The organism is Streptomyces sp. NPDC002680 (genome assembly GCF_042889145.1).
Taxonomy (GTDB): Bacteria; Actinomycetota; Actinomycetes; order Streptomycetales; family Streptomycetaceae; genus Streptomyces; species Streptomyces adonidis.
In genome coordinates this window covers 99,584-122,948 of sequence record NZ_JBIAQP010000025.1, presented here as the reverse complement: position 1 = coordinate 122,948, position 23,365 = coordinate 99,584, and the positions used below count along the sequence as shown (strand labels likewise).

Annotated in this window: 21 protein-coding genes; 3 read left to right on the top strand and 18 right to left on the bottom strand. The window is 69.3% G+C overall.

Annotation, left to right across the window (positions count from 1 at the left end; translation table 11 throughout):
• Positions 1-114: 114 nt before the first annotated feature.
• Together hisS and ACFYXF_RS45950 are read right to left on the bottom strand one after the other, a co-directional pair.
• Positions 115-1,377 carry a histidine--tRNA ligase gene (gene hisS, locus ACFYXF_RS45955; protein ID WP_389359218.1) on the bottom strand — a complete coding sequence of 421 codons (1,263 nt, stop codon included), beginning with the start codon at positions 1,375-1,377 and terminating at the stop codon, positions 115-117.
• Positions 1,378-1,388: 11 nt separating this feature from the next.
• Entirely contained in the window at positions 1,389-2,111 is a 723-nt protein-coding gene (locus ACFYXF_RS45950) for an MBL fold metallo-hydrolase (protein WP_369037677.1), read from the bottom strand.
• 179 nt (positions 2,112-2,290) lie between these two features.
• On the opposite strand from ACFYXF_RS45950, the gene ACFYXF_RS45945 reads away from it, so the two are divergent.
• Together ACFYXF_RS45945 and ACFYXF_RS45940 are read left to right on the top strand one after the other, a co-directional pair.
• On the top strand, positions 2,291-3,109 hold the full coding sequence (locus tag ACFYXF_RS45945) for a peptidylprolyl isomerase (protein ID WP_389359215.1): 819 nt from the start codon (positions 2,291-2,293) through the stop codon (positions 3,107-3,109).
• 134 nt (positions 3,110-3,243) lie between these two features.
• Positions 3,244-4,473, top strand: coding sequence for a DUF349 domain-containing protein (locus ACFYXF_RS45940; protein WP_389359213.1), 1,230 nt, complete (start codon positions 3,244-3,246; stop codon positions 4,471-4,473).
• 68 nt (positions 4,474-4,541) lie between these two features.
• On the opposite strand, the gene ACFYXF_RS45935 is transcribed toward ACFYXF_RS45940, so the two are convergent.
• The 16 genes from ACFYXF_RS45935 to pgsA form a co-directional block, all read right to left on the bottom strand.
• Entirely contained in the window at positions 4,542-7,073 is a 2,532-nt protein-coding gene (locus ACFYXF_RS45935) for a RelA/SpoT family protein (protein ID WP_389359211.1), read from the bottom strand.
• A 233-nt stretch (positions 7,074-7,306) separates the two neighbouring features.
• The gene (locus ACFYXF_RS45930) at positions 7,307-7,711 is read right to left on the bottom strand and encodes a hypothetical protein (protein ID WP_389359209.1); all 405 of its coding nucleotides are present in this window, start codon (positions 7,709-7,711) and stop codon (positions 7,307-7,309) included.
• 209 nt (positions 7,712-7,920) lie between these two features.
• Positions 7,921-8,460, bottom strand: a complete 540-nt coding sequence (locus ACFYXF_RS45925; protein WP_389359207.1) for an adenine phosphoribosyltransferase — start codon at positions 8,458-8,460, stop codon at positions 7,921-7,923.
• Positions 8,457-9,566, bottom strand: coding sequence for a protein translocase subunit SecF (secF, locus tag ACFYXF_RS45920; protein ID WP_389359205.1), 1,110 nt, complete (start codon positions 9,564-9,566; stop codon positions 8,457-8,459). Before secF ends, ACFYXF_RS45925 begins: the two co-directional genes overlap by 4 nt.
• A gap of 1 nt (position 9,567) precedes the next feature.
• Entirely contained in the window at positions 9,568-11,328 is a 1,761-nt protein-coding gene (gene secD, locus ACFYXF_RS45915) for a protein translocase subunit SecD (RefSeq protein WP_389359203.1), read from the bottom strand.
• Between the two features lie 149 nt (positions 11,329-11,477).
• The gene (yajC, locus tag ACFYXF_RS45910) at positions 11,478-11,981 is read right to left on the bottom strand and encodes a preprotein translocase subunit YajC (RefSeq protein ID WP_389359201.1); all 504 of its coding nucleotides are present in this window, start codon (positions 11,979-11,981) and stop codon (positions 11,478-11,480) included.
• Between the two features lie 211 nt (positions 11,982-12,192).
• Positions 12,193-13,266, bottom strand: coding sequence for a Holliday junction branch migration DNA helicase RuvB (gene ruvB / locus ACFYXF_RS45905; RefSeq protein WP_389359199.1), 1,074 nt, complete (start codon positions 13,264-13,266; stop codon positions 12,193-12,195).
• Positions 13,267-13,326: 60 nt separating this feature from the next.
• Entirely contained in the window at positions 13,327-13,932 is a 606-nt protein-coding gene (ruvA, locus tag ACFYXF_RS45900) for a Holliday junction branch migration protein RuvA (protein WP_389359197.1), read from the bottom strand.
• The gene (gene ruvC / locus ACFYXF_RS45895) at positions 13,929-14,477 is read right to left on the bottom strand and encodes a crossover junction endodeoxyribonuclease RuvC (protein WP_389359195.1); all 549 of its coding nucleotides are present in this window, start codon (positions 14,475-14,477) and stop codon (positions 13,929-13,931) included. The genes ruvA and ruvC overlap by 4 nt, the downstream gene beginning before the upstream one ends.
• Positions 14,478-14,607: 130 nt before the next feature.
• Positions 14,608-15,360, bottom strand: a complete 753-nt coding sequence (locus ACFYXF_RS45890) for a YebC/PmpR family DNA-binding transcriptional regulator (protein WP_389359193.1) — start codon at positions 15,358-15,360, stop codon at positions 14,608-14,610.
• Between the two features lie 48 nt (positions 15,361-15,408).
• The gene (gene pdxT, locus ACFYXF_RS45885) at positions 15,409-16,059 is read right to left on the bottom strand and encodes a pyridoxal 5'-phosphate synthase glutaminase subunit PdxT (protein WP_389359191.1); all 651 of its coding nucleotides are present in this window, start codon (positions 16,057-16,059) and stop codon (positions 15,409-15,411) included.
• A 5-nt stretch (positions 16,060-16,064) separates the two neighbouring features.
• Positions 16,065-16,913: a pyridoxal 5'-phosphate synthase lyase subunit PdxS gene (gene pdxS, locus ACFYXF_RS45880; protein WP_241827248.1), complete on the bottom strand. Its 849-nt coding sequence runs from the start codon at positions 16,911-16,913 to the stop codon at positions 16,065-16,067.
• A 346-nt stretch (positions 16,914-17,259) separates the two neighbouring features.
• Positions 17,260-17,805, bottom strand: a complete 546-nt coding sequence (locus tag ACFYXF_RS45875) for a hypothetical protein (RefSeq protein WP_389359189.1) — start codon at positions 17,803-17,805, stop codon at positions 17,260-17,262.
• A 152-nt stretch (positions 17,806-17,957) separates the two neighbouring features.
• Positions 17,958-19,127, bottom strand: coding sequence for a glycosyltransferase family 4 protein (locus tag ACFYXF_RS45870; protein ID WP_389359187.1), 1,170 nt, complete (start codon positions 19,125-19,127; stop codon positions 17,958-17,960).
• The gene (locus ACFYXF_RS45865) at positions 19,124-20,059 is read right to left on the bottom strand and encodes a phosphatidylinositol mannoside acyltransferase (protein ID WP_389359185.1); all 936 of its coding nucleotides are present in this window, start codon (positions 20,057-20,059) and stop codon (positions 19,124-19,126) included. The genes ACFYXF_RS45870 and ACFYXF_RS45865 overlap by 4 nt, the downstream gene beginning before the upstream one ends.
• Entirely contained in the window at positions 20,056-20,790 is a 735-nt protein-coding gene (gene pgsA, locus ACFYXF_RS45860; RefSeq protein ID WP_389359315.1) for a phosphatidylinositol phosphate synthase, read from the bottom strand. The genes ACFYXF_RS45865 and pgsA overlap by 4 nt, the downstream gene beginning before the upstream one ends.
• Before the next feature lie 265 nt (positions 20,791-21,055).
• On the opposite strand from pgsA, the gene ACFYXF_RS45855 reads away from it, so the two are divergent.
• Complete coding sequence (locus ACFYXF_RS45855) at positions 21,056-23,254, top strand: elongation factor G-like protein EF-G2 (RefSeq protein WP_389359183.1); 2,199 nt, start codon at positions 21,056-21,058, stop codon at positions 23,252-23,254.
• Positions 23,255-23,365 lie beyond the last annotated feature (111 nt).

The following is a 23,365-nucleotide window of genomic DNA, read 5'->3' as shown; positions in this document are numbered from 1 at the left end:
CTGGATACCCAGGCATATCCAGCCCGTCCGGCGTTTGAGGACAAAGGGGGTCTGGGGGCGCAGCCCCCAGGGATGGGTATGGGTAGGGGCGGCGGGGGCGAAGAAAACCCGCCCTCAGCCCAACCTCGACTCCAGTTCCGCCACGATCTCGTTCACGCCGATCGCCGTCTGCTCACCGGACTCCATGTCCTTCAGCTGGACCACACCCTCCGCGAGATCCCGCTCACCGGCGACGATCGTGTACCGCGCCCCACTCCGGTTCGCGTTCTTCATCGCACCCTTCAAGCCCTTCGCCCCATACGAGAAGTCCGCCGCGACCCCCACCTTGCGCAGCTCCGTGACCTTCCCGAACAGCACCCGCCGAGCCTCCTCCCCCAACGGCACCGCGAACACACTCGTCGCGGACGGGAGTTCGAGCTCCACGCCCTCCGCTTCCAGGGCAAGGACCGTACGGTCCACGCCCAGCGCCCAGCCCACCGACGGCAGCGCGGGACCGCCGATCATCTCGGACAGACCGTCGTAGCGCCCACCACCGCCCACCGCGGACTGCGAGCCCAGCCCGTCGTGGACGAACTCGAAGGTCGTACGGGTGTAGTAGTCCAGGCCACGGACCAGCTTCGGATCGTCCTCGAAGGCGACGCCCGCCGCCGTGATCAGCTCGCGGACCTCCTCGTGGTACGCCTTGCACGCATCGCACAGGTAGTCCCGCAGCAGGGGCGCGCCCACGAGCTGCTTCTGGACGTCGTCCCTCTTGTCGTCCAGTACCCGCAGCGGGTTGATGTCGGCCCGACGCAGCGTCTCCTCGTCCAGGTCGAGGCCCCGGAGGAAGTCCTGAAGCGCCGACCTGTACACCGGTCGGCACTCCTTGTCGCCCAGCGAATTCAGCAGGATGCGGAAGTTCCTCAACCCCAGCGCCCGGTACGCCTGGTCCGCCAGGATGATCAGCTCGGCGTCCAGCGCCGGATCCTCCGCGCCGATCGCCTCCGCGCCCACCTGCGAGAAGTGACGGTAACGGCCCTTCTGGGGGCGCTCGTAGCGGTAGTACGAGCCCGAGTACCAGAGCTTGACCGGGAGGTTGCCCAGCTTGTGGAGGTTGGCCTCAAGGGCCGCGCGCAGGACCGACGCCGTGCCCTCGGGGCGCAGGGCCAGCATGTCGCCGCCCTTGGTCTCGAAGGCGTACATCTCCTTCGTCACGATGTCCGTCGATTCGCCCACACCCCGGGCGAACAACTCGACGTTCTCGAAGCCCGGCGTCTCGATGTAGCCGTAGCCGGAGTTGCGCAGCGGCGCCGCGATCGCTTCCCGTACCGCCAGGTACTTCGCGCTGTCCGGCGGGATCAGGTCGTACGTGCCCTTGGGGGCCTTGAAGGTGCTCACGGAAGGTCTCGTCACATTCCTCGTCGGTGAGGGGGGTTCGAACCCTCGCCGCGATCTTGAAGGCCGGCCGCCACCTGCCGCAGATACGGGTTGGTGGCGCGCTCCTGGCCGATGGTCGTCTGGGCGCCGTGGCCGGACAGCACCACGGTCGAGTCGTCGAGCGGCAGGCACACACGGGCCAGCGAGTCGAGCATCTCGGCCATGTCACCGCCGGGCAGGTCGGTGCGTCCGATGGAGCCGGCGAAGAGCAGGTCGCCAGAGAAGAACACGGACGGGATGTCCGTGGTCTCCGGCATCCTGAACGTCACCGACCCCTTGGTATGGCCCGGTGCGTGCGCCACGCCCAGCTCCAGGCCCGCCAGTTCCAGCCGCGCGCCGTCCGTCAGCTCCTTGACGTCGTCCGGTTCCCCGATGGTCAGCTCGCCGAGCAGCGGCATCCCGATGGAGCGGCCGAGGGCCTTCTCCGGGTCGCTCATCATGTAGCGGTCGTCGGGGTGGATCCACGCCGGGACACCGTGCGCGCCGCACACCGGGACGACCGAGGCGACGTGGTCGAGATGTCCGTGAGTGAGGACGACCGCTACGGGCTTGAGCCGATGCTTCTTGAGCGTCTCCTCGACTCCCTGGGCGGCCTGATGGCCCGGGTCGATGATCACGCACTCCTCACCGGCGGCGGGGGCGACGAGATAACAGTTCGTCCCCCAGGCGCCGGCCGGGAACCCGGCAATGAGCACGATCGTCCTTCGATATGTGGCGTACGTGGTCGTACGGGGTGGGTGGCAGTGCCCCAGAGCCTACCGGCGCTGCCGTTTCCTCAGCGAACCCATATACGGTACGGGGCACACACAGGCGGTCGGCTCACAAGACGCACGCGTCCCAGTCGACGTACGAGACGCATGAGGAGAAGAACCCGGTGGTCACCCAGGAACAGCGGAAGCGTCAGCTCGCGCGGGAGAAGTTCTTGCGGCAGCAGCAGCGGCGCACGGCCGCGCGACGCAAGGCGAACGTGCGCAACTCGGTGATCGCGTCGGTCCTCGGCGTGATCGTCGTGGGCAGCGTGGTGTCGTATGCGACCGGGGTCTTCAAGAACGACGACAGCAAGGCGAACGCGAGCGCCGAGGTCACCCCGAGCGCCTCGCCCAGCAAGGCCGCGGACCCCTGCGAGAAGGCTGCCGAGGGTGCGGTGAAGTCGCTGAGCTGGAAGAAGGAGCCGGCGATGACCATCGACAAGTCGGCGAAGTACGAAATGAAGCTCGCGACGACCTGCGGCGACATCGACATCGCCCTCAAGACGTCCGCGGCGCCGCACACGGTCAACTCGTTCAACTTCCTGGCGAGCAAGGGCTACTTCGACCACACCAAGTGCCACCGGCTCACCACGAACGGCATCTACGTGCTGCAGTGCGGTGACCCGAAGGGCACCGGTATGGGCGGCCCCGGCTACACCATCCCGGACGAGAACCTGAAGGACAAAACCCTCAAGAACAACATCTACCCGGCGGGCACGATCGCCATGGCCAACACGGGCCAGGCGCACACCGGCGGCAGCCAGTTCTTCCTGGTCTACCAGGACAGTCAGCTCCCGCCCAGCTACACACCGTTCGGAACGGTTTCCGCGTCGGGGATGAAGGTTCTGAAGAAGATCGCCGCGGCCGGTGAGGCCACGGGACAGGGCGACGGCGCACCGAATGCGACCGTTGTGATCAACAAGGCGACCGTAACGAAATCCTGACCGCCAACTGCGAAACTTCGGTCGCGCGGGATGCGGACAGCATCCCTGCCGGTCGCCTATGTTGGCCGTGACGAAACTGTGGACGATGCCCGGGGGTGCAGAGCCCTCCGCAGGCATCATGTGGAGGAGGCGCTGTGAGCAGCGACCCGTGGGGCCGCGTCGACGAGACGGGGACCGTGTACGTGCGTACGGCCGACGGCGAGCAGGTCGTCGGTTCCTGGCAGGCCGGCTCCCCCGAGGAGGCGCTGGCCTACTTCGAGCGCAAGTACGAGGGCCTGGTTGTCGAGATCGGCCTCCTCGAAAAGCGAGTCAAGACCACCGACCTGTCCGCGAAGGACGCCCAGGTGGCCATCGACCACATCCGCGAGCAGGTGGACGCCCACCACGCGGTCGGTGATCTGGCCGCGCTGAAGGTCCGGCTGGACAAGCTCGTCGAGACCGTCGAGACCCGGCGCGAGGAGCGCAAGCAGCAGCGCGCCAAGCAGTCCGACGAGGCCAGGCACGCCAAGGAGGCGCTGGTCGTCGAGGCGGAGGAGCTGGCGCAGTCCGACCAGTGGCGGTCGGCCGGTGAGCGGCTGCGCGCGCTGGTGGACACCTGGAAGGGGCTGCCGCGGCTCGACCGTAAGTCGGACGACGAGCTGTGGCACCGCTTCTCGCACGCCCGCTCGGCGTTCTCCAAGCGCCGCAAGGCGCACTTCGCGTCCCTGGACGCGCAGCGCGAGGACGCCCGCAAGGCCAAGGAGAAGCTGGTCGCGGAGGCCGAGGCACTGTCGGCGTCGACCGACTGGGGTCCGACGGCGGCGCGCTACCGCGAGCTGATGACGGACTGGAAGGCCGCGGGCCGCGCCCAGCGCGAGCACGAGGACGATCTGTGGAACCGCTTCCGCGGCGCCCAGGACGTGTTCTTCGCGGCGCGCAGCTCGGTCTTCGCCGAGCGGGACGCGGAGCAGACCGAGAACCTCAAGCTCAAGGAGGGGCTGGCCGAGGAGGCCGAGAAGCTCCTGCCGATCACGGACCTGAAGGCGGCGCGGGCCGCCTTCCGTTCGATCAACGAGCGCTGGGAGGCCATCGGGCATGTGCCGCGCGATGCCCGCCCGAAGGTCGAGGGCCGGATGCACACGGTCGAGCGGGCTCTTCAGGAGTCCGAGGAGACCGAGTGGCGCCGGACGAACCCGGAGGCACGCGCGCGTGCCGAGGGTCTGACCGGTCAGCTCCAGGCGGCCGTGGACAAGCTCACCGGCCAGATCGAGACGGCCAGGACGCAGGGCAACAACGCCAGGGCCGACAAGCTCCAGAAGGAGCTGGAAGGCCGCCAGGCGCTGCTGGACCAGGCGCTCAAGGGTCTTCAGGAGTTCGGCGGCTAGTTCCCGCCAGTACCACGCAGAGGGGCTCCCGTACGAGATGTACGGGAGCCCCTCTGCGTGTTCTCCGACTACGGTCTGCGGGCCGAGGTCACCCGGTACACGTCGTACACGCCCTCGACGCCCCTGACGGCCTTCAGGACGTGTCCCAGGTGCTTGGGGTCGCCCATCTCGAAGGTGAAGCGGGAGGTGGCCACGCGGTCCCTCGACGTCTGGACGGCCGCCGACAGGATGTTGACGTGCTGGTCGGACAGGACGCGGGTGACGTCCGAGAGGAGACGGGAGCGGTCCAGGGCCTCCACCTGGATGGCGACCAGGAAGACCGAGGACTGGGTGGGCGCCCACTCGACTTCGAGGATGCGCTCGGGCTCACGGGACAGTGACTCAATGTTCACGCAGTCATTGCGGTGAACCGATACGCCGCTACCGCGCGTGACGAATCCGATGATCGGATCGCCGGGTACGGGCGTACAGCAGCGGGCGAGCTTCACCCAGACGTCGTCGACACCCTTGACCACGACACCCGGGTCGTTGTTGCTGCGCCGCTTGCGGCCCCGGCCACGGGTGGACGGAACGGCCTCGTCGATCTCCTCGGTGGCCGCCTCCTCGCCGCCGAGCGCCTGGACAAGCTTCTGTACGACGTTCTGCGCGGCCACATGGCCCTCGCCGATCGCCGCGTACAGGGACGAGATGTCGGGGTAGCGCATCTCGTGCGCGAGGGTGACGAGGGAGTCGCCGGTGAGGATCCGCTGGATCGGCAGGTTCTGCTTGCGCATCGCGCGGGCGATGGCGTCCTTGCCCTGTTCGATCGCCTCGTCGCGCCGCTCCTTGGAGAACCAGGCGCGGATCTTGTTGCGGGCGCGCGGCGACTTGACGAAGCCGAGCCAGTCGCGAGAGGGCCCGGCGCCGGGTGCCTTGGAGGTGAAGACCTCGACCAGGTCGCCGTTGTCCAGGGTGGATTCGAGCGGTACGAGGCGGCCGTTGACCCGTGCCCCTATGGTCCGGTGGCCGACCTCGGTGTGCACCGCGTACGAGAAGTCGACCGGTGTCGCCCCTGCCGGCAGCGCTATCACGTCGCCCTTGGGCGTGAAGACGAAGACCTCGTTGCGCGACAGGTCGAAGCGCAGGGACTCCAGGAACTCCCCGGGGTCCTCGGTCTCCTTCTGCCAGTCGAGGAGCTGGCGCAGCCACGCCATGTCGTTGAGGTGGTCGTCCTTGCCGGTGGTCCGCGGCTGGTCCGAGCGGACCTTGGAGGCGCCGGCGACGGCCTCCTGCTTGTACTTCCAGTGCGCGGCGATGCCGTACTCGGCGCGGCGGTGCATGTCGAACGTACGGATCTGGAGTTCGACCGGCTTGCCGTTGGGTCCGATGACCGTCGTGTGCAGCGACTGGTACATGTTGAACTTGGGCATCGCGATGTAGTCCTTGAACCGGCCGGGGACCGGGTTCCAGCGCGCGTGCACGGTGCCGAGGGCGGCGTAACAGTCGCGCACCGTGTCGACAAGTACCCGGATACCCACGAGGTCGTAGATCTCCGCGAAGTCGCGGCCTCGTACGATCATCTTCTGGTAGACGCTGTAGTAGTGCTTCGGGCGGCCGGTGACGGTGGCCTTGATGCGGGCCGCGCGCAGATCGCTCTGCACCTCGTCGGTCACTATGGCCAGGTACTCGTCACGCTTCGGTGCCCTCTCGGCCACCAGCCGGACGATCTCGTCGTACATCTTGGGGTAGAGGATCGCGAACGCGAGGTCCTCCAGCTCCCACTTGATGGTGTTCATGCCCAGGCGATGGGCGAGCGGCGCGTAGATCTCCAGCGTCTCGCGCGCCTTCTTCTCCTGCTTCTCGCGCTTGAGGTAGCGCATGGTGCGCATGTTGTGCAGCCGGTCGGCGAGCTTGATGACCAGGACACGCGGGTCCTTGGCCATGGCCACGACCATCTTGCGCACGGTCTCAGCCTGCGCCGCCTCGCCGAACTTGACCTTGTCCAGCTTGGTGACGCCGTCGACGAGGAGCGCGACGGAGTCGCCGAAGTCTCGGCGCAGCTGGTCGAGGCCGTACTCGGTGTCCTCGACCGTGTCGTGCAGCAGGCCCGCCATCAGGGTCGCCGGGTCCATGCCAAGCTCGGCGAGGATCGTGGTGACGGCCAGCGGGTGCGTGATGTACGGGTCGCCGCTCTTGCGCTTCTGGCCGCGGTGCCAGCGCTCGGCTACCTGGTAGGCCTTCTCGATCTGGCGGAGGGTCGCCGTCTCGATCTTCGGGTCGTTGCCGCGCACCGCCCGCAGCAGCGGCTCCAGGACCGGGTTGTACGGATTGGAGCGCTGGACGCCGAGCCGGGCAAGCCGGGCGCGTACGCGGTTGGGGGAGGCGGAACGGGCGGGCTGGCCGGAGGCAGGGCGGACGGCGGGCGCGGGGGCCGGGGTGGGAGCGGGCTCGGGCGTGGCCGGCTTGGGGCGCGGAGGCTCGGCCGCCCGGTCGACGGGTGCGGACTGGGCGTGCTCGACCGGCCCGTGCGCGTCGTTGTTCGCGGTCCGCGCGGGCGTGGCCGCGGGCTCCGAGCCGGGCTCGGGCTTGGCGGCGGTCAGGGGCTGGGCCTCGTCTGCCAAGAGGACTCCTCGTGCGCGATCCGGGTCCCCCGGTCAGGCTCCGGAGTGCCCATGGTAGCGATCCCGGGCTCCGGCATCGCCTCCAGGCCGCTGAGACGGCCTTCTACAGAAGAAACACGAGAGGCGGACACCGGATTCCTCCGGTGTCCGCCTGGGCAGGTCTCATGATTGCCGGGGAAGCCCGATCGAGCGCCCGACAAGAACCACGTCACACCTTTCGAACAAGTCGCCCGTCAGGCGACCGTGTCCTCCGTCTTGCAGTTCTTCGGGGTGGCACCGGCCTTCGTGTTGCACGCCTTGACCCTCACCTTGGCATTCTCGGTGAGATTACCGGTCGCCCAGGGGCTGCAGTAGTCGGAAGCGTGACCGTTGGTGGTGGAGGTGCGGTCCCAGGTCCCGTTCCTGCCGACGTCCAGGTAGGTCGTCACAGCCCACCCGTCCGCCGTCCAGTCACAGGCTCGGATGGCATCACCCGGAGTGTCGGTACTCGATACCGGGTCCTGGTTGAAGTTGCCCCAGTCGTCGAAGTTGTTGATCTGCACCGCGATGAGCAGGCCGGTACCGGCCTGAGCAGGGCTCGCGGCAGCTCCGAGGAACGTGGCCGCGGCGATCGCAGTAACCGCCGGAATAGCACGCAAACGCAAAGTAATTCCCCCTACGCATGTACACCACAGGTTCGGGCGGTCTACCCGAACCCGTAAATCAGCGCCGGTGGTCAGCCGACACCTCATGATCTAATCCGAGTGATCGGCACATGTCAACGGTGTTTCCTGGGGCTCAACGAACGATGCTTGTGTGAAGCACCGGTTCCGGTGCTTCACACAAGCATCCTCATCGTTTCGTCGAATCAGACCAGGATCAGCGACTCCAGCGGAGCACCGACCAGGGCCGACTCCAGCCGGGCTCGGCCACCCAGGAAGCCCAGCTCCATCAGTACGGACACGCCGGCGACCTCGGCACCTGCCCGGCGGATCAGATGGAGCGCGGCCTCGGCCGTGCCACCAGTGGCCAGGACGTCGTCGACGACCAGGACGCGGTCGCCCGCGCTCAGGTCCTCGGCGTGGACCTCGATCTCGGCGGAGCCGTACTCCAGGTCGTACGCCTGGCTGAGTGTCGCTCCGGGGAGCTTGCCCGCCTTGCGTACGGGGATGAAGCCCAGGCCGGCCCGGACCGCGACCGGGGCGCCCAGGATGAAGCCGCGGGCCTCCAGGCCGACGATCTTCGTGGCACCGCTGCGCACGGCGATGTCGGCCAGGGCGTCGGTGAGCGCCGCGAAGGCCGCGGGGTCCGCCAGAAGCGGGGTGATGTCCTTGAACATCACACCCGGCTCCGGGTAGTCCGCCACATCGCGGATACGGCTGAGCAGCAGCTCCTTGACCTCGGTCATCGGCGCTTGCCCGAGGGCCGGCCGCGACCGCGGTTGCGGGAAGCGGGCTGGTTGCGCGGACCGACGACCGCGGGTGCGGCATCGTCGTCCTCGTCGTCGTACGGCCGCTCGTCGCTGACCTGGGCTGTCACCGGGGTCTCGCCCTGGGCGCGCTTGGCGAGGACGCGCTTCTTGAGGGCCTTCATCTGCGGCTCGCGCTCCTTGAGGTCGGCGACGAGCGGCGTGGCGATGAAGATCGACGAGTACGCACCGGCCGCGAGGCCGACGAACAGCGACAGCGAGATGTCGTTGAGCATGCCCGCGCCCAGGACACCGCCACCGATGAACAGCAGACCGGCGACCGGGAGAAGCGCGACCACCGTGGTGTTGATGGAACGCACCAGGGTGCCGTTGATCGACCGGTCGGCGATCTCGCTGTACGTCCAGCGGGTCTGCTTGGTGATGTCCTTCGTCTGCTCCTTGAGGCTGTCGAAGACGACGACCGTGTCGTAGAGCGAGTAACCGAGGATCGTGAGCAGACCGATCACCGTGCCTGGCGTGACCTCGAAGCCGACGAGGGCGTAGATGCCGACGGTGATGGTGATGTCGTGGATCAGTGCCACCAGGGCGGCCAGGGCCATGCGCCACTCGAAGGCGATGGCCAGATAGATCACCACCAGGATCATGAAGATCACCAGGCCCTGCCAGGCCTTGTTCGCGACCTGGTCACCCCAGCTGGGGCCGACCAGCTCGCCGGTGATGTTCTTCTCCGGAATGCCGAGGTCGGTGGCGAGCTTCGCCGAGACCTTGTCCGCCGCCCCGGTGTCGATGGTGGCGACCTGGATGCGCAGGCCGTCCTTGCCCAGCTTCTGGACGATCGCGTCGTGGCCGGCGGCCTCTTCCGCGTACTTCTCGGCCTGACTCACCGAGACGCTGGTCTTCTCGATGGTGAAGACGGCGCCTCCCTCGAACTCGATGCCCATGTTCAGGCCGCGCACCGACAGACCGAGGATGGCCGTGATGGTGATCAGGATCGAGATGCCATACCAGATGAAACGCTTGCCGACGAAGTCGTAGCCGATCTCGCCGCGGTGGAGCCGGGCGCCGAGGGTGCCGAGTTTCGACATCTCACGCCTCCTTCATGTCGACGGGCGCGGACGGACGACGGGTGCGACGGAGCGGCGGTTTGGCGCCCAGGCGCTGCGGGTCGAGGCCGGACCAGCGGTGACCCTCCGCGAAGAACTTCTTGCGGGCGAGGATCGTCATCAGCGGCTTGGTGAAGAAGAAGACGACGACCACGTCGAGCAGGGTGGTCAGACCGAGCGTGAACGCGAAGCCCTGGACCTTGCCGACGGTGACGATGAAGAGCACCGCGGCGGCGAGGAAGGACACGAAGTCGGAGACCAGGATGGTGCGCCGGGCGCGCGGCCAGCCGCGCTCGACTGCGGGCCGCAGCGAACGGCCCTCGCGGATCTCGTCCCGGATGCGTTCGAAGAACACGATGAACGAGTCCGCGGTGATACCGATAGCGACGATCGCACCACAGACGGCCGGCAGGTTCAGCGCGAAGCCGATGGCGGGACCGAGCAGCGACATGATCACGTAGGTGAGGGCGGCGGAGACCAGCAAGGAGGCGATGGCGACGGTCGACAGGCCCCGGTAGTAGACCACCAGGTAGATGACGACCAGGGCCAGGCCGATCGCGCCCGCGATCAGACCCGCGTGCAACTGCTCGCCACCGAGCGCGGGGCTCACCGTGCTGACGCTCGCCGTCGTGAAGGTCAGCGGCAGGGCACCGTACGACAGCATGTTCGCCAGATCCTGGGCCTCGGTCTGGTCGAAGCTGCCGGAGATCTGCGCGGAGCCACCCGTGATCGACGTGCTCACGTAAGGGTTGGAGACGACCTCGCCGTCCAGGACGATGCCGAACTCGTTCTGCGGGGCCTGGTTCTGGGAGAGGCGGCCGGTGACGTCCGCGAACTGCTTGCTCCCCTTGGACGTGAAGTCCATGGTGACCTGCCAGCCCGAGGCACCCTGTGTGTCGAAGACGGCCTGGGCCTTCTTGACCTCGGTGCCGGACACCTCGGCCGGGCCGAGGATGAACTTCTGCCACTGGCCCTGCGAGTCCTGGCCACATGCCACCGTGGGGTCGGTGGGCTTGACGCCGTCACCGGTGACGGCGCGGACCGCCTTCTTGGTGCAATCGAGCGCCGCGTACTTCGCCTGGAGCGCCGCGGTCGCCGCGTCGGCGGTGGCGCTGGCCGAGGGCGACGCGCTGGTGGCCGCAGACGCCGAGGTACTCGGCGTCGGGGTCGCGTCGGCCTTCAGGGCGTCGGTGACCGGGCGGCCCTGCGAGGTCGCGCTGGCCGACGCACTGGGCGAGGCGGACGACGAAGAGGTCGCCTTGTCGCCCGTCTGAGAGGCCGACGGCGAGGGGCTGCCGGACGTGCTCGTGCTCGGCGTGGGTGTGGCCGTCGCGGCGCCGCCCTGGACCTCCAGGGCCAGAACCGGACGGAAGTAGAGCTTGGCGGTGGTGCCGACCTGCTCCCGAGCCTGCTTGGAGTTCGTGCCCTTGGGGATGTTGACGATGATGTTTCGATCGCCCTGGGTCTGCACCTCGGCCTCGGAGACACCAAGACCGTTGACACGGCGGTTCATGATGTCGACCGCGGTGTCCATATTGGTCTTGTTGATCGCTGATTCCTGGCCGCTCTTGGCCTCAAGCGTGATGCTCGTACCACCGGCCAGGTCGATGCCGAGACGCGGAGTCGTGTGCCCGGAGAGGAACATGCCTCCGGTGAGCGCCACGATGGCGATCAGGATGAGGGCCAGCGAGCGTCCTGGCTTGCTCTGGGAGCTTGCGCTCCGGCCCTTCTTAGGTGCTGCCACCTTCTCGTACTCCCTCTCGGGCCACCTCGCGCCGGGTCAGCGCGGCCGGTGGCCATGACATGGTGTCGGGACTCCCTGCGAGAACCCGCCGTGCCGGGGGTACGAGACGCGAACGGATCGCGCCGCGCTCCTCCCCCGGAACGCGGCGGCTACTTCGCGTCGGTCTCGCCGTCGGTCTTCTTCGGCTCTTCTTCCGCCTTCGCCGCGGCGGCCTCGGTGTCGTCGGCCGGCTCGTCGGCCGCATCCTTCTTGCCGAGGTCGATGGGCTTGTCGTCGGAAGCGGCGGAAGCGTCGTCGGAGGGCTCGTCGGTCTCGGTGAGGGAGGAGGCGTCGTCCGGGACGACGGATTCGTCGGTCTTCAGGTCGTGCTCGATGCCGTGGACGATGCGGTTGTACTCGTCGTCGCTGAGGACGGCGCCGATGGAGTTCTTCGCGAAGAGAAGCTCCACACCCGGGCCCGCGTCGAGGAGAACCGTCTCCTCGTTGACTTCCTTGACCGTCGCGTACATGCCCCCGATCGTGCGGACACCGGTACCGGGCTGCATGTCGTTACGCATCTGCGCGGCGGCCTGCTGCTTGCGCTTGGCCGAGCGGGTCATCAGGAACATGGCCCCGATGAGCACGATGAACGGGAGGAGGGTCACGATATTCACGGGACGGAATTTCCTTCGCACTACCGCGTCGGTGAGCGGCCTGGTGGATGGGGGTGTGGTCGGCGCCACCTACAAAGCTACAAAGGCGGCATCGGCGGAGTCTAAGCGAGTCCGCACGCCATGAACAACGCTCAGCATCGCACCACGGTTCCTGACCCCGCGAGTACCCTCCCCCACTCTCGACTCCGCTCGACCGGGGGGACCCCCATCGTCACGCCCCGAACAGGTCCTGTTGTCCGGTTCCCCCCATTGTGGAACGGGGTGGCGTGAGCCCGAGATGCGCCCAGGCGGCCGGGGTCGCGACGCGTCCGCGCGGAGTTCGGGCCAGCAGGCCCTCCCGTACGAGGAAGGGCTCGGCGACCTCCTCGACGGTCTCGCGCTCCTCCCCCACCGCGACGGCCAGCGTGGAGAGCCCGACCGGGCCGCCGCCGAACAGCTTCAGCAGCGCTTCGAGGACACCGCGGTCGAGGCGGTCGAGACCCCGGGCGTCGACCTCGTAGACCTTCAGGGCCGCCTGCGCGATGTCACGGGTGATGACGCCGTCGGCCTTCACCTGCGCGTAGTCCCGGACGCGGCGCAGCAGGCGGTTGGCGATACGGGGGGTGCCGCGCGAGCGGCCGGCGATCTCGGCGGCGCCGTCGGTGTCGATCTCGACGTCTAGGAGGTTCGCGGAGCGGTGGATGACGCGCTCCAGCTCGGCCGGTTCGTAGAACTCCATGTGCGCGGTGAAGCCGAAGCGGTCGCGCAGCGGGGGCGGCAGCAGTCCCGCGCGCGTGGTGGCGCCGACCAGGGTGAACGGGGGCAGTTCGAGGGGGATGGCGGTCGCGCCGGGGCCCTTGCCGACGATCACGTCGACGCGGAAGTCCTCCATCGCCATGTAGAGCATCTCCTCGGCGGGCCGGGACATGCGGTGGATCTCGTCGAGGAAGAGGACCTCTCCCTCCTGGAGGGAGGAGAGGATCGCCGCGAGATCGCCGGCGTGCTGGATGGCGGGGCCGCTGGTGATGCGGATGGGGGCGCCCATCTCGGCCGCGATGATCATCGAGAGAGTGGTCTTGCCGAGGCCGGGGGCACCGGAGAGCAGCACATGGTCGGCGGTGGCACCACGCGCGCGTGCGGCGCGCAGGACGAGGTCGAGCTGCTCGCGGACCTTCTCCTGGCCGATGAACTCGTCCAGGTCCTTGGGACGCAGGGCGGCCTCGACGGCCTGGTCCTCACCGTCGGCGGACGCAGCGACGAGCCGCTCGGGGGCGGTGGTCTCGTCGGTGGTGTCGTCCCAGTTCATGCTTGAGCCTCGCGGTCGCGGTCGGTCTTGTGGGTCGTACGGCGGTGGGGGCGCCCTCGGTCAGCGGGCTCTGTTGAGCGTCTGGAGGGCCGCCTTCAGGAGCTGGCCGACCTGGGGGGTGCCCTCGGCGGCCTCGGCCTGGGGGGTCACCGCGGCCACCGCCTCGTCGGCCTCGCGGGTGGCGTACCCCAGGCCGATCAGAGCGGCGTGCAGCTGGTCACGCCAGCCCTGGGTGACCGGGGCGCCGATCGCGGCGGCGCCGACGGGCGCGCCCAAGCGGTCCTTGAACTCCAGCAACAGCTTCTGGGCGCCCCTCTTGCCGATGCCCGGAACCGCGACGAGTGCCTTCTCGTCGCCCGTGGCCACCGCCCGGCGCAGGGCATCGGGGGTGTGGACGGCCAGCATCGCCTGGGCCAGGCGGGGGCCTACGCCGCTGGCGGTCTGGAGCAGTTCGAAGATCTGGCGTTCGTCGTCGTCCACGAAGCCGTACAGGGTGAGGGAGTCCTCCCTCACGACGAGCGAGGTGGCCAGCTTGGCCGACTGTCCGAGCCGGAGCGTGGACAGGGTGTTCGGCGTGCACTGGACGGCCATGCCCACACCTCCCACCTCGACCACCGCGGCATCCGGAGCGAGTGCGGCGACGGTGCCGCTGACGAAGGCGATCATGCGAGGCGGCCTTTCGGTGCGTGTGCTGCCTTGGCCGTGTGCAGGGCCACGGCCTGTTGGAGCCGGTTCTGGGCGGGTGCGCGCCAGATGTGGCAGATGGCGAGCGCGAGGGCGTCGGCGGCGTCGGCGGGTTTGGGGGGCGCGTCGAGCCTGAGCAGCCGGGTCACCATGGCGCCGACCTGGGCCTTGTCCGCGCGTCCACTGCCGGTGACGGCGGCCTTGACCTCGCTGGGGGTGTGCAGGGCGACGGGGATGCCGCGCCGGGCGGCGCACAGCATCGCGACGGCGCTGGCCTGGGCCGTGCCCATCACCGTACGGACGTTGTGCTGGCTGAACACCCGCTCCACGGCGACGAATTCGGGCCGGTGTTCGTCCAGCCACTGCTCGATGCCCTGCTCGATCGCGACGAGCCGGAGCCCCAACTCGGCGTCCGCGGGCGTCCGTACGACACCGACGCCGAGCATGGTCAGCGGTCGGCCCGCGACTCCCTCGACGACGCCGACGCCGCAGCGCGTCAGTCCGGGGTCCACCCCGAGTACCCGCACGCGCCCTCCCTTCGATCGCCTGTTTGTGCAGGCTATCGGGTGCCACCGACAACGGCCGACACAGCGACGGGCCGACGGGGTGTGTCCCGTCGGCCCGTTGAGCCGTTCGTCCACTCAGCTCGCGGCAGCGCTACGCGTCGACCTTCTCCATGACCTCGTCGCTGACGTCGAAGTTGGCGAAGACGTTCTGCACGTCGTCGCTGTCCTCCAGCGCGTCGATCAGCTTGAAGATCTTCCTGGCGCCGTCCTCGTCCAGCTCGACCTGCATGGTCGGGACGAAGTTGGCGTCGGCGGAGTCGTAGTCGATACCGCCCTCCTGGAGCGCGGTGCGCACCGCGACCAGGTCGGTGGCCTCGGAGATGACCTCGAAGGACTCACCGAGGTCGTTGACCTCCTCCGCACCGGCGTCCAGCACGGCACCCAGGACGTCGTCCTCGGTCAGCTCACCCTTGGGCACGACGATGACGCCCTTGCGGTTGAACAGGTACGAGACGGAGCCGGGGTCGGCCATGTTGCCGCCGTTGCGGGTCATGGCGACGCGGACGTCCGAGGCGGCGCGGTTGCGGTTGTCGGTGAGGCACTCGATGAGCACCGCGACACCGTTGGGGCCGTAACCCTCGTACATGATCGTCTCGTAGTCGGCGCCACCGGCTTCGAGGCCGGCACCGCGCTTGACCGCGGAGTCGATGTTCTTGTTCGGGACCGAGCTCTTCTTGGCCTTCTGGATGGCGTCGAACAGCGTGGGGTTGCCGGCCGGGTCGGCGCCGCCCGTGCGGGCGGCGACCTCGATGTTCTTGATCATCTTCGCGAAGAGCTTGCCGCGCTTGGCGTCGATCACGGCCTTCTTGTGCTTCGTCGTAGCCCATTTAGAGTGGCCGGACATCTGCCTGTCTCCTTCGCGTAACCCATCTCTGTACGAACGCCAGAGATCCTACAAGGACTCCGCTGTACGGTCCGCGCCCACCGCACGTGCCATGTCGGCCCGGACGATGTCGACGAACAGGGAGTGCACGCGGTGGTCGCCGGTCAGTTCCGGGTGGAACGACGTGGCGAGCGCGTTGCCCTGACGTACAGCGACGATGTGACCGGCGTGCTCGGCGAGCACCTCGGCCTCGGCGCCCACGGACTCGACCCAGGGGGCACGGATGAAGACGCCCTCTACAGGATCGCCCTCGACGCCCTTCACGTCGACCGCCGCTTCGAAGGACTCGTTCTGGCGTCCGAAGGCGTTGCGGCGCACGATCATGTCGATACCGCCGACGGTCTCCTGGCCCGAACGCGGGTCGAGGATCTTGTCGGCAAGCATGATCATGCCGGCGCAGGTGCCGTATACGGGCATTCCGGCGCGCACGCGCGCGCGTAGGGGCTCCATCACGCCGAAGAGGACAGCGAGCTTGGAGATGGTCGTGGACTCGCCGCCGGGGATGATCAGGCCGTCCACCTCGGCGAGTTCCTCGGGGCGCCGCACCGGCCTGGCCAGGGCGTCCGCCTCGGCCAGGGCGATGAGGTGCTCCTGTACGTCGCCCTGGAGGGCCAGGACGCCGATGACAGGAGTGTCGTGCAGGGATGACCTGGGTGACATGGGTGCTACCAGCCCCGGTTCGCGTAGCGCTCGGCCTCGGGGAGGGTGTCGCAGTTGATGCCGACCATGGCCTCGCCGAGGTTGCGGGAGGCGTCCGCGATGATCTTCGGGTCGTCGTAGAAGGTGGTCGCCTTCACGATGGCGGCGGCGCGCTTGGCCGGGTCGCCGGACTTGAAGATGCCGGAGCCGACAAAGACGCCCTCGGCGCCGAGCTGGCGCATGAGCGCGGCGTCGGCGGGGGTGGCCACGCCACCGGCGGAGAACAGCACGACCGGGAGCTTGCCCAGCTCGGCGACCTCCTTGACGATCTCGTACGGGGCGCGCAGCTCCTTGGCGGCGGCGTACAGCTCGTTGTTGTCGTAGCCGCGCAGGCGGGCGATCTCGTTCTTGATCTGCCGCAGGTGGCGGACGGCCTCGACGACGTTGCCGGTGCCGGCCTCGCCCTTCGAGCGGATCATGGCCGCGCCCTCGGCTATGCGGCGCAGGGCCTCTCCGAGGTTGGTGGCGCCACAGACGAAGGGGGTCGTGAAGGCCCACTTGTCGGAGTGGTTGACCTCGTCGGCGGGGGTCAGCACCTCGGACTCGTCGATGTAGTCGACGCCGAGGGACTGGAGGACCTGGGCCTCGACGAAGTGGCCGATGCGGGACTTCGCCATGACCGGGATGGACACGGCCTCGATGATGCCCTCGATCATGTCCGGGTCGGACATCCGGGCCACGCCGCCGTCCTTGCGGATGTCCGCGGGGACGCGCTCCAGGGCCATGACGGCGACAGCGCCGGCATCCTCGGCGATCTTCGCCTGCTCGGCGTTGACCACGTCCATGATCACACCGCCCTTGAGCTGCTCGGCCATGCCGCGCTTCACGCGCGCGGTGCCGGTTTCGGGGGTGTGGGCGGAGTTGGAGAGCGTGCTGGACACGGTTCGACCTCACTCGATGGAAGAAGAGGGTTGCGGCAACACTGAGGAAACGGGAGCGGAGCAGTCCACTGCAAGGGCCAATGGGGACCCGGTGGATCGTTTTCGCCCCCGCCGCCCCTACCCGTCCCATCCTTCTGGGGCTCCGCCCCAGACCCCGCTCCTCAAACGCCGGAGGGGCTGGTTTGTCAGCCCGTCCGGCGTTTGAGGACAAAAGGGGGGTCTGGGGGCGCAGCCCCCAGGGATGGGACGGGTAGGGGCGGCGGGGGCGAGAAAAAGCCCCTTACGCCGGCGCCCGCTCCGCCAGTGCCGGTGGCGGCTCGTCGTCCATCTCGAAGGCATTCGGGAACGGCGCGTGCCCCGCGAGCCGGAACCACCGCACCTTCCGATGCCGCCGCAACGCCCGAGCCGCCCGCACCGCGTCATTGTGGAACCGCCGAGCCATCGGCACCCTCCGCACCGCCTCGGTCAGCTCCCCCGCCGCCGCCTCCCCGCCGGGGGCTTCCCGTACCGCCTCGACCTGCAGCGCCTCCGCGAAGACGGCCCGCAACGCCTGACTCAGCTCGCTCTCGGCAACCTCACGCTGCTCCTCCTCGGCCTGCCGCGCGGCATGCGCCGCCTCGTACAGCACGATCGACGCGGCGGGGTCGAGCACACCCGACGTGGCCAGTTCCTGGGCGACGGAGGCCCGGCGCAGCAACTGCGCGTCGAGGCCCGCGCGCGTGGCGTCGATACGGGCGTGCAGCCGGTCGAGCCGCCCGGCGGTCCAGCTCAGGTAGAGGCCGATCACGACGAGCCCGGCAAGGATCCAGATGAGGGTTGCGGTCACGGGCGGCAGGCTACAGGTGCGCACCGCCGGTTCTGCGGAGTCCCTCAGCGCGGCCGTCCTCCGGTGGCTGCCGCCCCCAGACTCCCGCTGTCGGCCTCAACCCGCCTCGTCCGAAAGCGCCGGACGGGGGCTGAGTGGTACCGCCGTCCCGATCAGTCCCGACCCGCCAGCCCCAGCCGCGCCAGCAACCCCGTAGCCGTCCGCTCGTCCGCCGCCACGGCCGTCGTACCGTCCGTCACCGTCTCGTACACGGACAGGATGTCCGCCCCCACCGTCGACCAGTCGAACCGCCGTACGTGGGCGCTCCCCCGCTCCCGCAGTTCGGCCCGGCGGGCCGGGTCGCCCAGCAGGCGTACGGCCGCCTCGGCCAGGGCGTCCGCGTCCTCGTTCGGGAACAGTTCGCCCGCCGCGCCCTGGTCCAGGACCTGGGTGAACGCGTCGAGGTCCGAGGCCAGCACCGGGGCCCCCGCCGACAGCGCCTCGACCAGGATGATCCCGAAGCTCTCGCCGCCGGTGTTGGGGGCGACGTACACGTCCACGCTGCGCAGCAGCCGTGCCTTGTCCTCGTCGCTGACCATGCCCAGGAACTCGACGCGCGAGCGCAGCTCAGTCGGCAGGCCCTCCAGTGCCTCCTCCTCGTCGCCGCGGCCCGCGACCAGCAGGCGCGTCGAGGGGCGGGCGGCGAGGATCTTCGGGAGCGCCTTCATCAGGACCGGCAGACCCTTGCGGGGTTCGTTGATGCGGCCGATGAAGCCGATCGTGTCGCCCTGCCACTCGGGCTTCGGCTTGGCCCCGGCGAAGGAGTCGACGTCGACGCCGTTCGGGATGACGACCGCGTCGCCGCCCAGGTGTTCCACCAGCGTGCGCCGGGCGTACTCACTCACCGCGATCCGGGCACTGATCTTCTCCAGGGCCGCCTGGAGGATCGAGTACGCGGCGATCATCGCCCGGGAGCGGGGGTTCGAGGTGTGGAAGGTGGCCACGATGGGCCCTTGCGCCGCCCAGCAGGCCAGCAGGCCCAGCGAGGGCGAGGCCGGCTCGTGGATGTGGATCACGTCGAACTCGCCGTCGTGCAGCCAGCGGCGTACCCGGGCCGCGGAGAGAAACCCGAAGTTCAGGCGGGCCACCGAGCCGTTGTACGGCACCGGGACCGCGCGGCCGGCCGAAACGACGTACGGCGGGAGCGGGGTGTCGTCGTCGGCGGGGGCGAGGACGGAGACCTCGTGGCCCAGGCGGATGAAGTACTCGGCCAGATCACGGATGTGGAACTGGACGCCGCCCGGTACGTCCCAGGAGTACGGGCAGACGATGCCGATCTTCACGGGGTCCCTTTCTCGGGAGCCTTCTCGGGAGCCTTGGCGGGGTCGAGATCCGCGAGCCACAGCCGCTGAAGCATGTGCCAGTCCTCCGGGTGGTCGGCGATTCCCGTGGCGAAGGCATCGGCCAGCGCCTGTGTCATGACAGACGTCTTCTCGGCCTTCGTACCTGTCTCGGGTACCTCGATCGGAGGATGAACACGCCCGCGCATGACCGGCGAGTCGTCGTACCACAGGGTCACGGGGAGGAGGAGTGCTCCCGTCTGCTGGGCCAGCAGGGCCGGGCCCGCCGGCATCCGGGCCGTGTCGCCGAAGAACTTCACCTCGACGCCCGAGGCGGACAGGTCCCGGTCGGCGACCAGGCAGACCAGGCCGCCGTCCCTCAGCCGTCGCGCCAGGGTGCCGAAGGCCGTCCCGCCGTTGTGCGGCAGGACCTCCATGCCGAGGCTCTCGCGATACGCGACGAAACGGTCGTACAGGGATTCGGGGTTCAGGCGCTCGGCGACCGTCGTGAAGGGCGTCTCCAGCTTGGTGGTGACCCAGGCGCCTGCCAGGTCCCAGTTGCCCAGGTGCGGAAGCGCCAGGATCACGCCCCGGTCCGAGGCGATCCCGTCGGTCAGGTGGTGGATGCCCTGCGCCTCGAAGCCCGCCTTCACCCGCTCCGGGCTCCACGCCGGGAGGCGGAAGGACTCCATCCAGTAGCGCAGGTACGAACGCATGCCCGCGCGGGACAGCTCCGCGAGGCGCTCCGGTGTCGCGTCGGGCACCACGCGCGCGTAGTTCGACTCGAGCCGTCGTACGCGCTCCCCGCGCCGCTTCCAGGCGAGGTCGGCGATGGTCCGGCCGAGCCGGACGGCGACGGGCTCCGGGAGCTTCTTGACGGCGCCCCAGCCCAGCGCGTACGCCCCGTCCGTCAGCCGTCCCCGCAGGTCGCTCACGACGGGGCCTCGCTGCTCTGGGCGGCGTTCCGGCTCGCGTCCGCCGCGTCCGCCTCCGCGGACTCCCGGCGGACCGTGACGACCCGCTGGATCAGCGTGACCAGGCTGCCCACGGCGACGATCCACAGGGCGATCGGCAGCAGGTACTGGATGCCGGGCACCCCGAACTTGTGCAGCCCCGCGAGACCGGCCGCGACCAGCGAGATCACCAGCCGCTCGGCACGCTCCACCAGCCCGTTGACGGCGACCGGCAGGCCGATCGACTCACCGCGCGCCTTGGTGTACGACACCACCTGGCCGCTCGTCAGACAGAAGATCGAGACCGCGCACAGGACGTTGTCGTCACCGCCGCCCGCGTACCAGAGGGCGAAGCCGCCGAAGATCGCGCCGTCGGCCACCCGGTCGAGGGTGGAGTCCAGGAAAGCCCCCCAACGGCTGGAACGGCCCAGCTGGCGGGCCATGTTGCCGTCGACGAGGTCGGAGAACACGAACAGCGTGATGACGATCGTGCCCCAGAACAGCTCTCCCCTGGGGTAGAAGACCAGCGCGCCCGCGATCACTCCGGCGGTACCGAGGAGCGTCACCGTGTCGGGACTGACGCCCCGGCGGATGAGAAACGCGGCGAACGGCGTGAGGACACGCGTGAAGAATGCACGCGCGTACTTGTTCAGCATGGCCTTCCCGAGGGTCGGTTTCGCCGCGCGGCCCCTACTGGCCACCGGCTGGCCCATCGTAGCCACGCGCGCGCGTGTGCGACGGTCGGGCACCCGCGCACCCGTGTCACGTCCTGACGGCATCCGGGTCACGGCAGCATGTCGGCGTCCCGGATCACCCCGCGTACAGGGTCCCGGCCGCGCGATCGCGTCCGCCGTATGGACGCACCGTGACGCGAGTGCAAAGCTCGAAAGCACCGCGGGCGTCATCGGAGCCGCCACCGCACGCGGATCCACCACGTCCGCGCCCACAGTGACCTCACCGTGCACGGGAGGCAGGACCATGGGCGACAAGGCGAACGCACACCCCGGAGCCGCCGGCAGGGCTACAGCGGCCGACCACCCCGCGTCCGTACGGAATGTGGTGCTGGTCGGCCACTCCGGATCGGGCAAGACGACACTGGTGGAGGCTCTCGCGCTGACCGCGGGGGCCGTCAACCGGGCGGGCCGGGTGGAGGACGGCGGCACCGTCTCCGACTACGACGAGATCGAACACCGGCAGCAGCGCTCGGTGCAGCTCTCCCTGGTACCCGTCGAATGGGGCGGATACAAGATCAATATTCTGGACACTCCCGGATACGCCGACTTCGTCGGGGAACTCAGGGCCGGTCTGCGAGCGGCGGACGCGGCCCTTTTCGTCGTCTCGGCCTCGGACGGGGTGGACGGCTCGACCCGGATGGTGTGGGAGGAGTGCGCGGCCGTCGGCATGCCGCGGGCCATCGTCGTCACGCATCTGGAGTCCGCGCGCGCGGACTTCGACGACATGACGCGGATCTGCGCGGAGGCCTTCGGCGCGGACGACCCCGACGCCGTACTGCCGCTCTACCTGCCCCTGCACGGCGCTGCCGGGCCGGACGGGCACGCCCCCGTGACCGGGCTGACCGGGCTGCTGTCGCAGAAGCTGTTCGACTACTCCTCCGGGGAGCGCAAGGAGTCAGAACCCAGCCCCGACCAGCTCCCGGCCATCGAGGAGGCCCGCAACAGGCTCATCGAGGGGATCATCGCCGAGAGCGAGGACGAGACCCTCATGGACCGCTATCTGGGCGGCGAGGAGATCGACCTCAAGACCCTGGTCGAGGACCTGGAACGGGCCGTCGCGCGCGGGACCTTCTTCCCCGTGCTCGCCGCCGCCCCCGCCGCCGACGGCGCCAAGCAGGGCCTCGGCACCGTCGAACTGCTGGAACTGGTCACCGGGGGCTTCCCGACCCCGCTGGAGCGCGAGGCACCCGGGGTCACGACGGTCGACGGCCGCCCGCGCGAGCTGAAGCTCTGCGATCCCGACGGCCCCCTGGTCGCGGAGGTCGTGAAGACGGCCAGCGACCCCTACGTGGGCCGGGTCTCCCTGGTCCGCGTCTTCTCCGGCACCCTGCGGCCCGACGCGACAGTGCATGTCTCGGGGCACGGCCTCGCCGACCGGGGCCACGAGGACCACGACGTGGACGAGCGCATCGGCGCCCTGTCCGCGCCCTTCGGCAAACAGCAGCGCGTCCTCAGCCACTGCATCGCCGGCGACCTGGCCTGTGTGGCCAAGCTGAGCCGCGCGGAGACCGGCGACACCCTGTCCGCGAAGGACGACCCGCTCCTGATGGAACCGTGGGAGATGCCGGACCCGTTGCTACCGCTGGCCATCCAGGCGCACAGCAAGGCCGACGAGGACAAGCTCTCCCAGGGGCTCGGCCGGCTCGTCGCCGAGGACCCCACCATGCGGCTCGAACAGAACCAGGACACCCACCAGGTGGTCCTGTGGTGCCTGGGCGAGGCCCACGCGGACGTCGCACTGGAACGGCTGCGCAACCGCTACGGCGTCCAGGTCGACGTCGTACCGCACAGGGTCTCCCTACGGGAGACGTTCGCCGGCCGTTCCGCGGGGCGCGGACGCCATGTGAAGCAGTCCGGCGGGCACGGGCAGTTCGCGATCTGCGCGATCGAGGTGGAGCCGCTGCCGGGCGGCTCGGGCATCGAGTTCGTCGACAAGGTCGTCGGCGGCGCCGTGCCCCGGCAGTTCATCCCGTCCGTCGAGAAGGGCGTACGCGCCCAGGCCGCCAAGGGGGTCGCCGCCGGCCATCCGCTCATCGACATACGGATCACCCTGCTCGACGGCAAGGCGCACTCTGTGGACTCCTCCGATGCCGCCTTCCAGACCGCCGGCGCGCTCGCACTGCGCGAGGCCGCCGCCGACGCGCAGATCCATCTCCTCGAACCCGTGGCCGAGGTGACGGTGCTCGTCGGCGACGACTACGTGGGCTCCGTGATGAGCGACCTGTCCGGCCGACGTGGCCGGGTCGTCGGCACCGAGCAGACCGCCGGCGGGCGGACCCTCGTACGCGCCGAGGTGCCCGAGATCGAGATCGGCCGGTACGCCGTCGATCTGCGCTCCCTCTCGCACGGCACCGCCCGCTTCGACCGCAGGTACGCACGGCACGAACCGATGCCGCCGCAGATCGCCGAAAGGGTCCGCGAACAGACCCGGGACACCGCGTAGTTGGTGCCCGGCGCCCGACAAGTGGCCCGTACGGAACGCTTTCCTCCACATCGGCGGACGGCTTCTGCCGTCCGCCGCCCCAATTGTCGGTGGCTGCGGATACGCTGATCA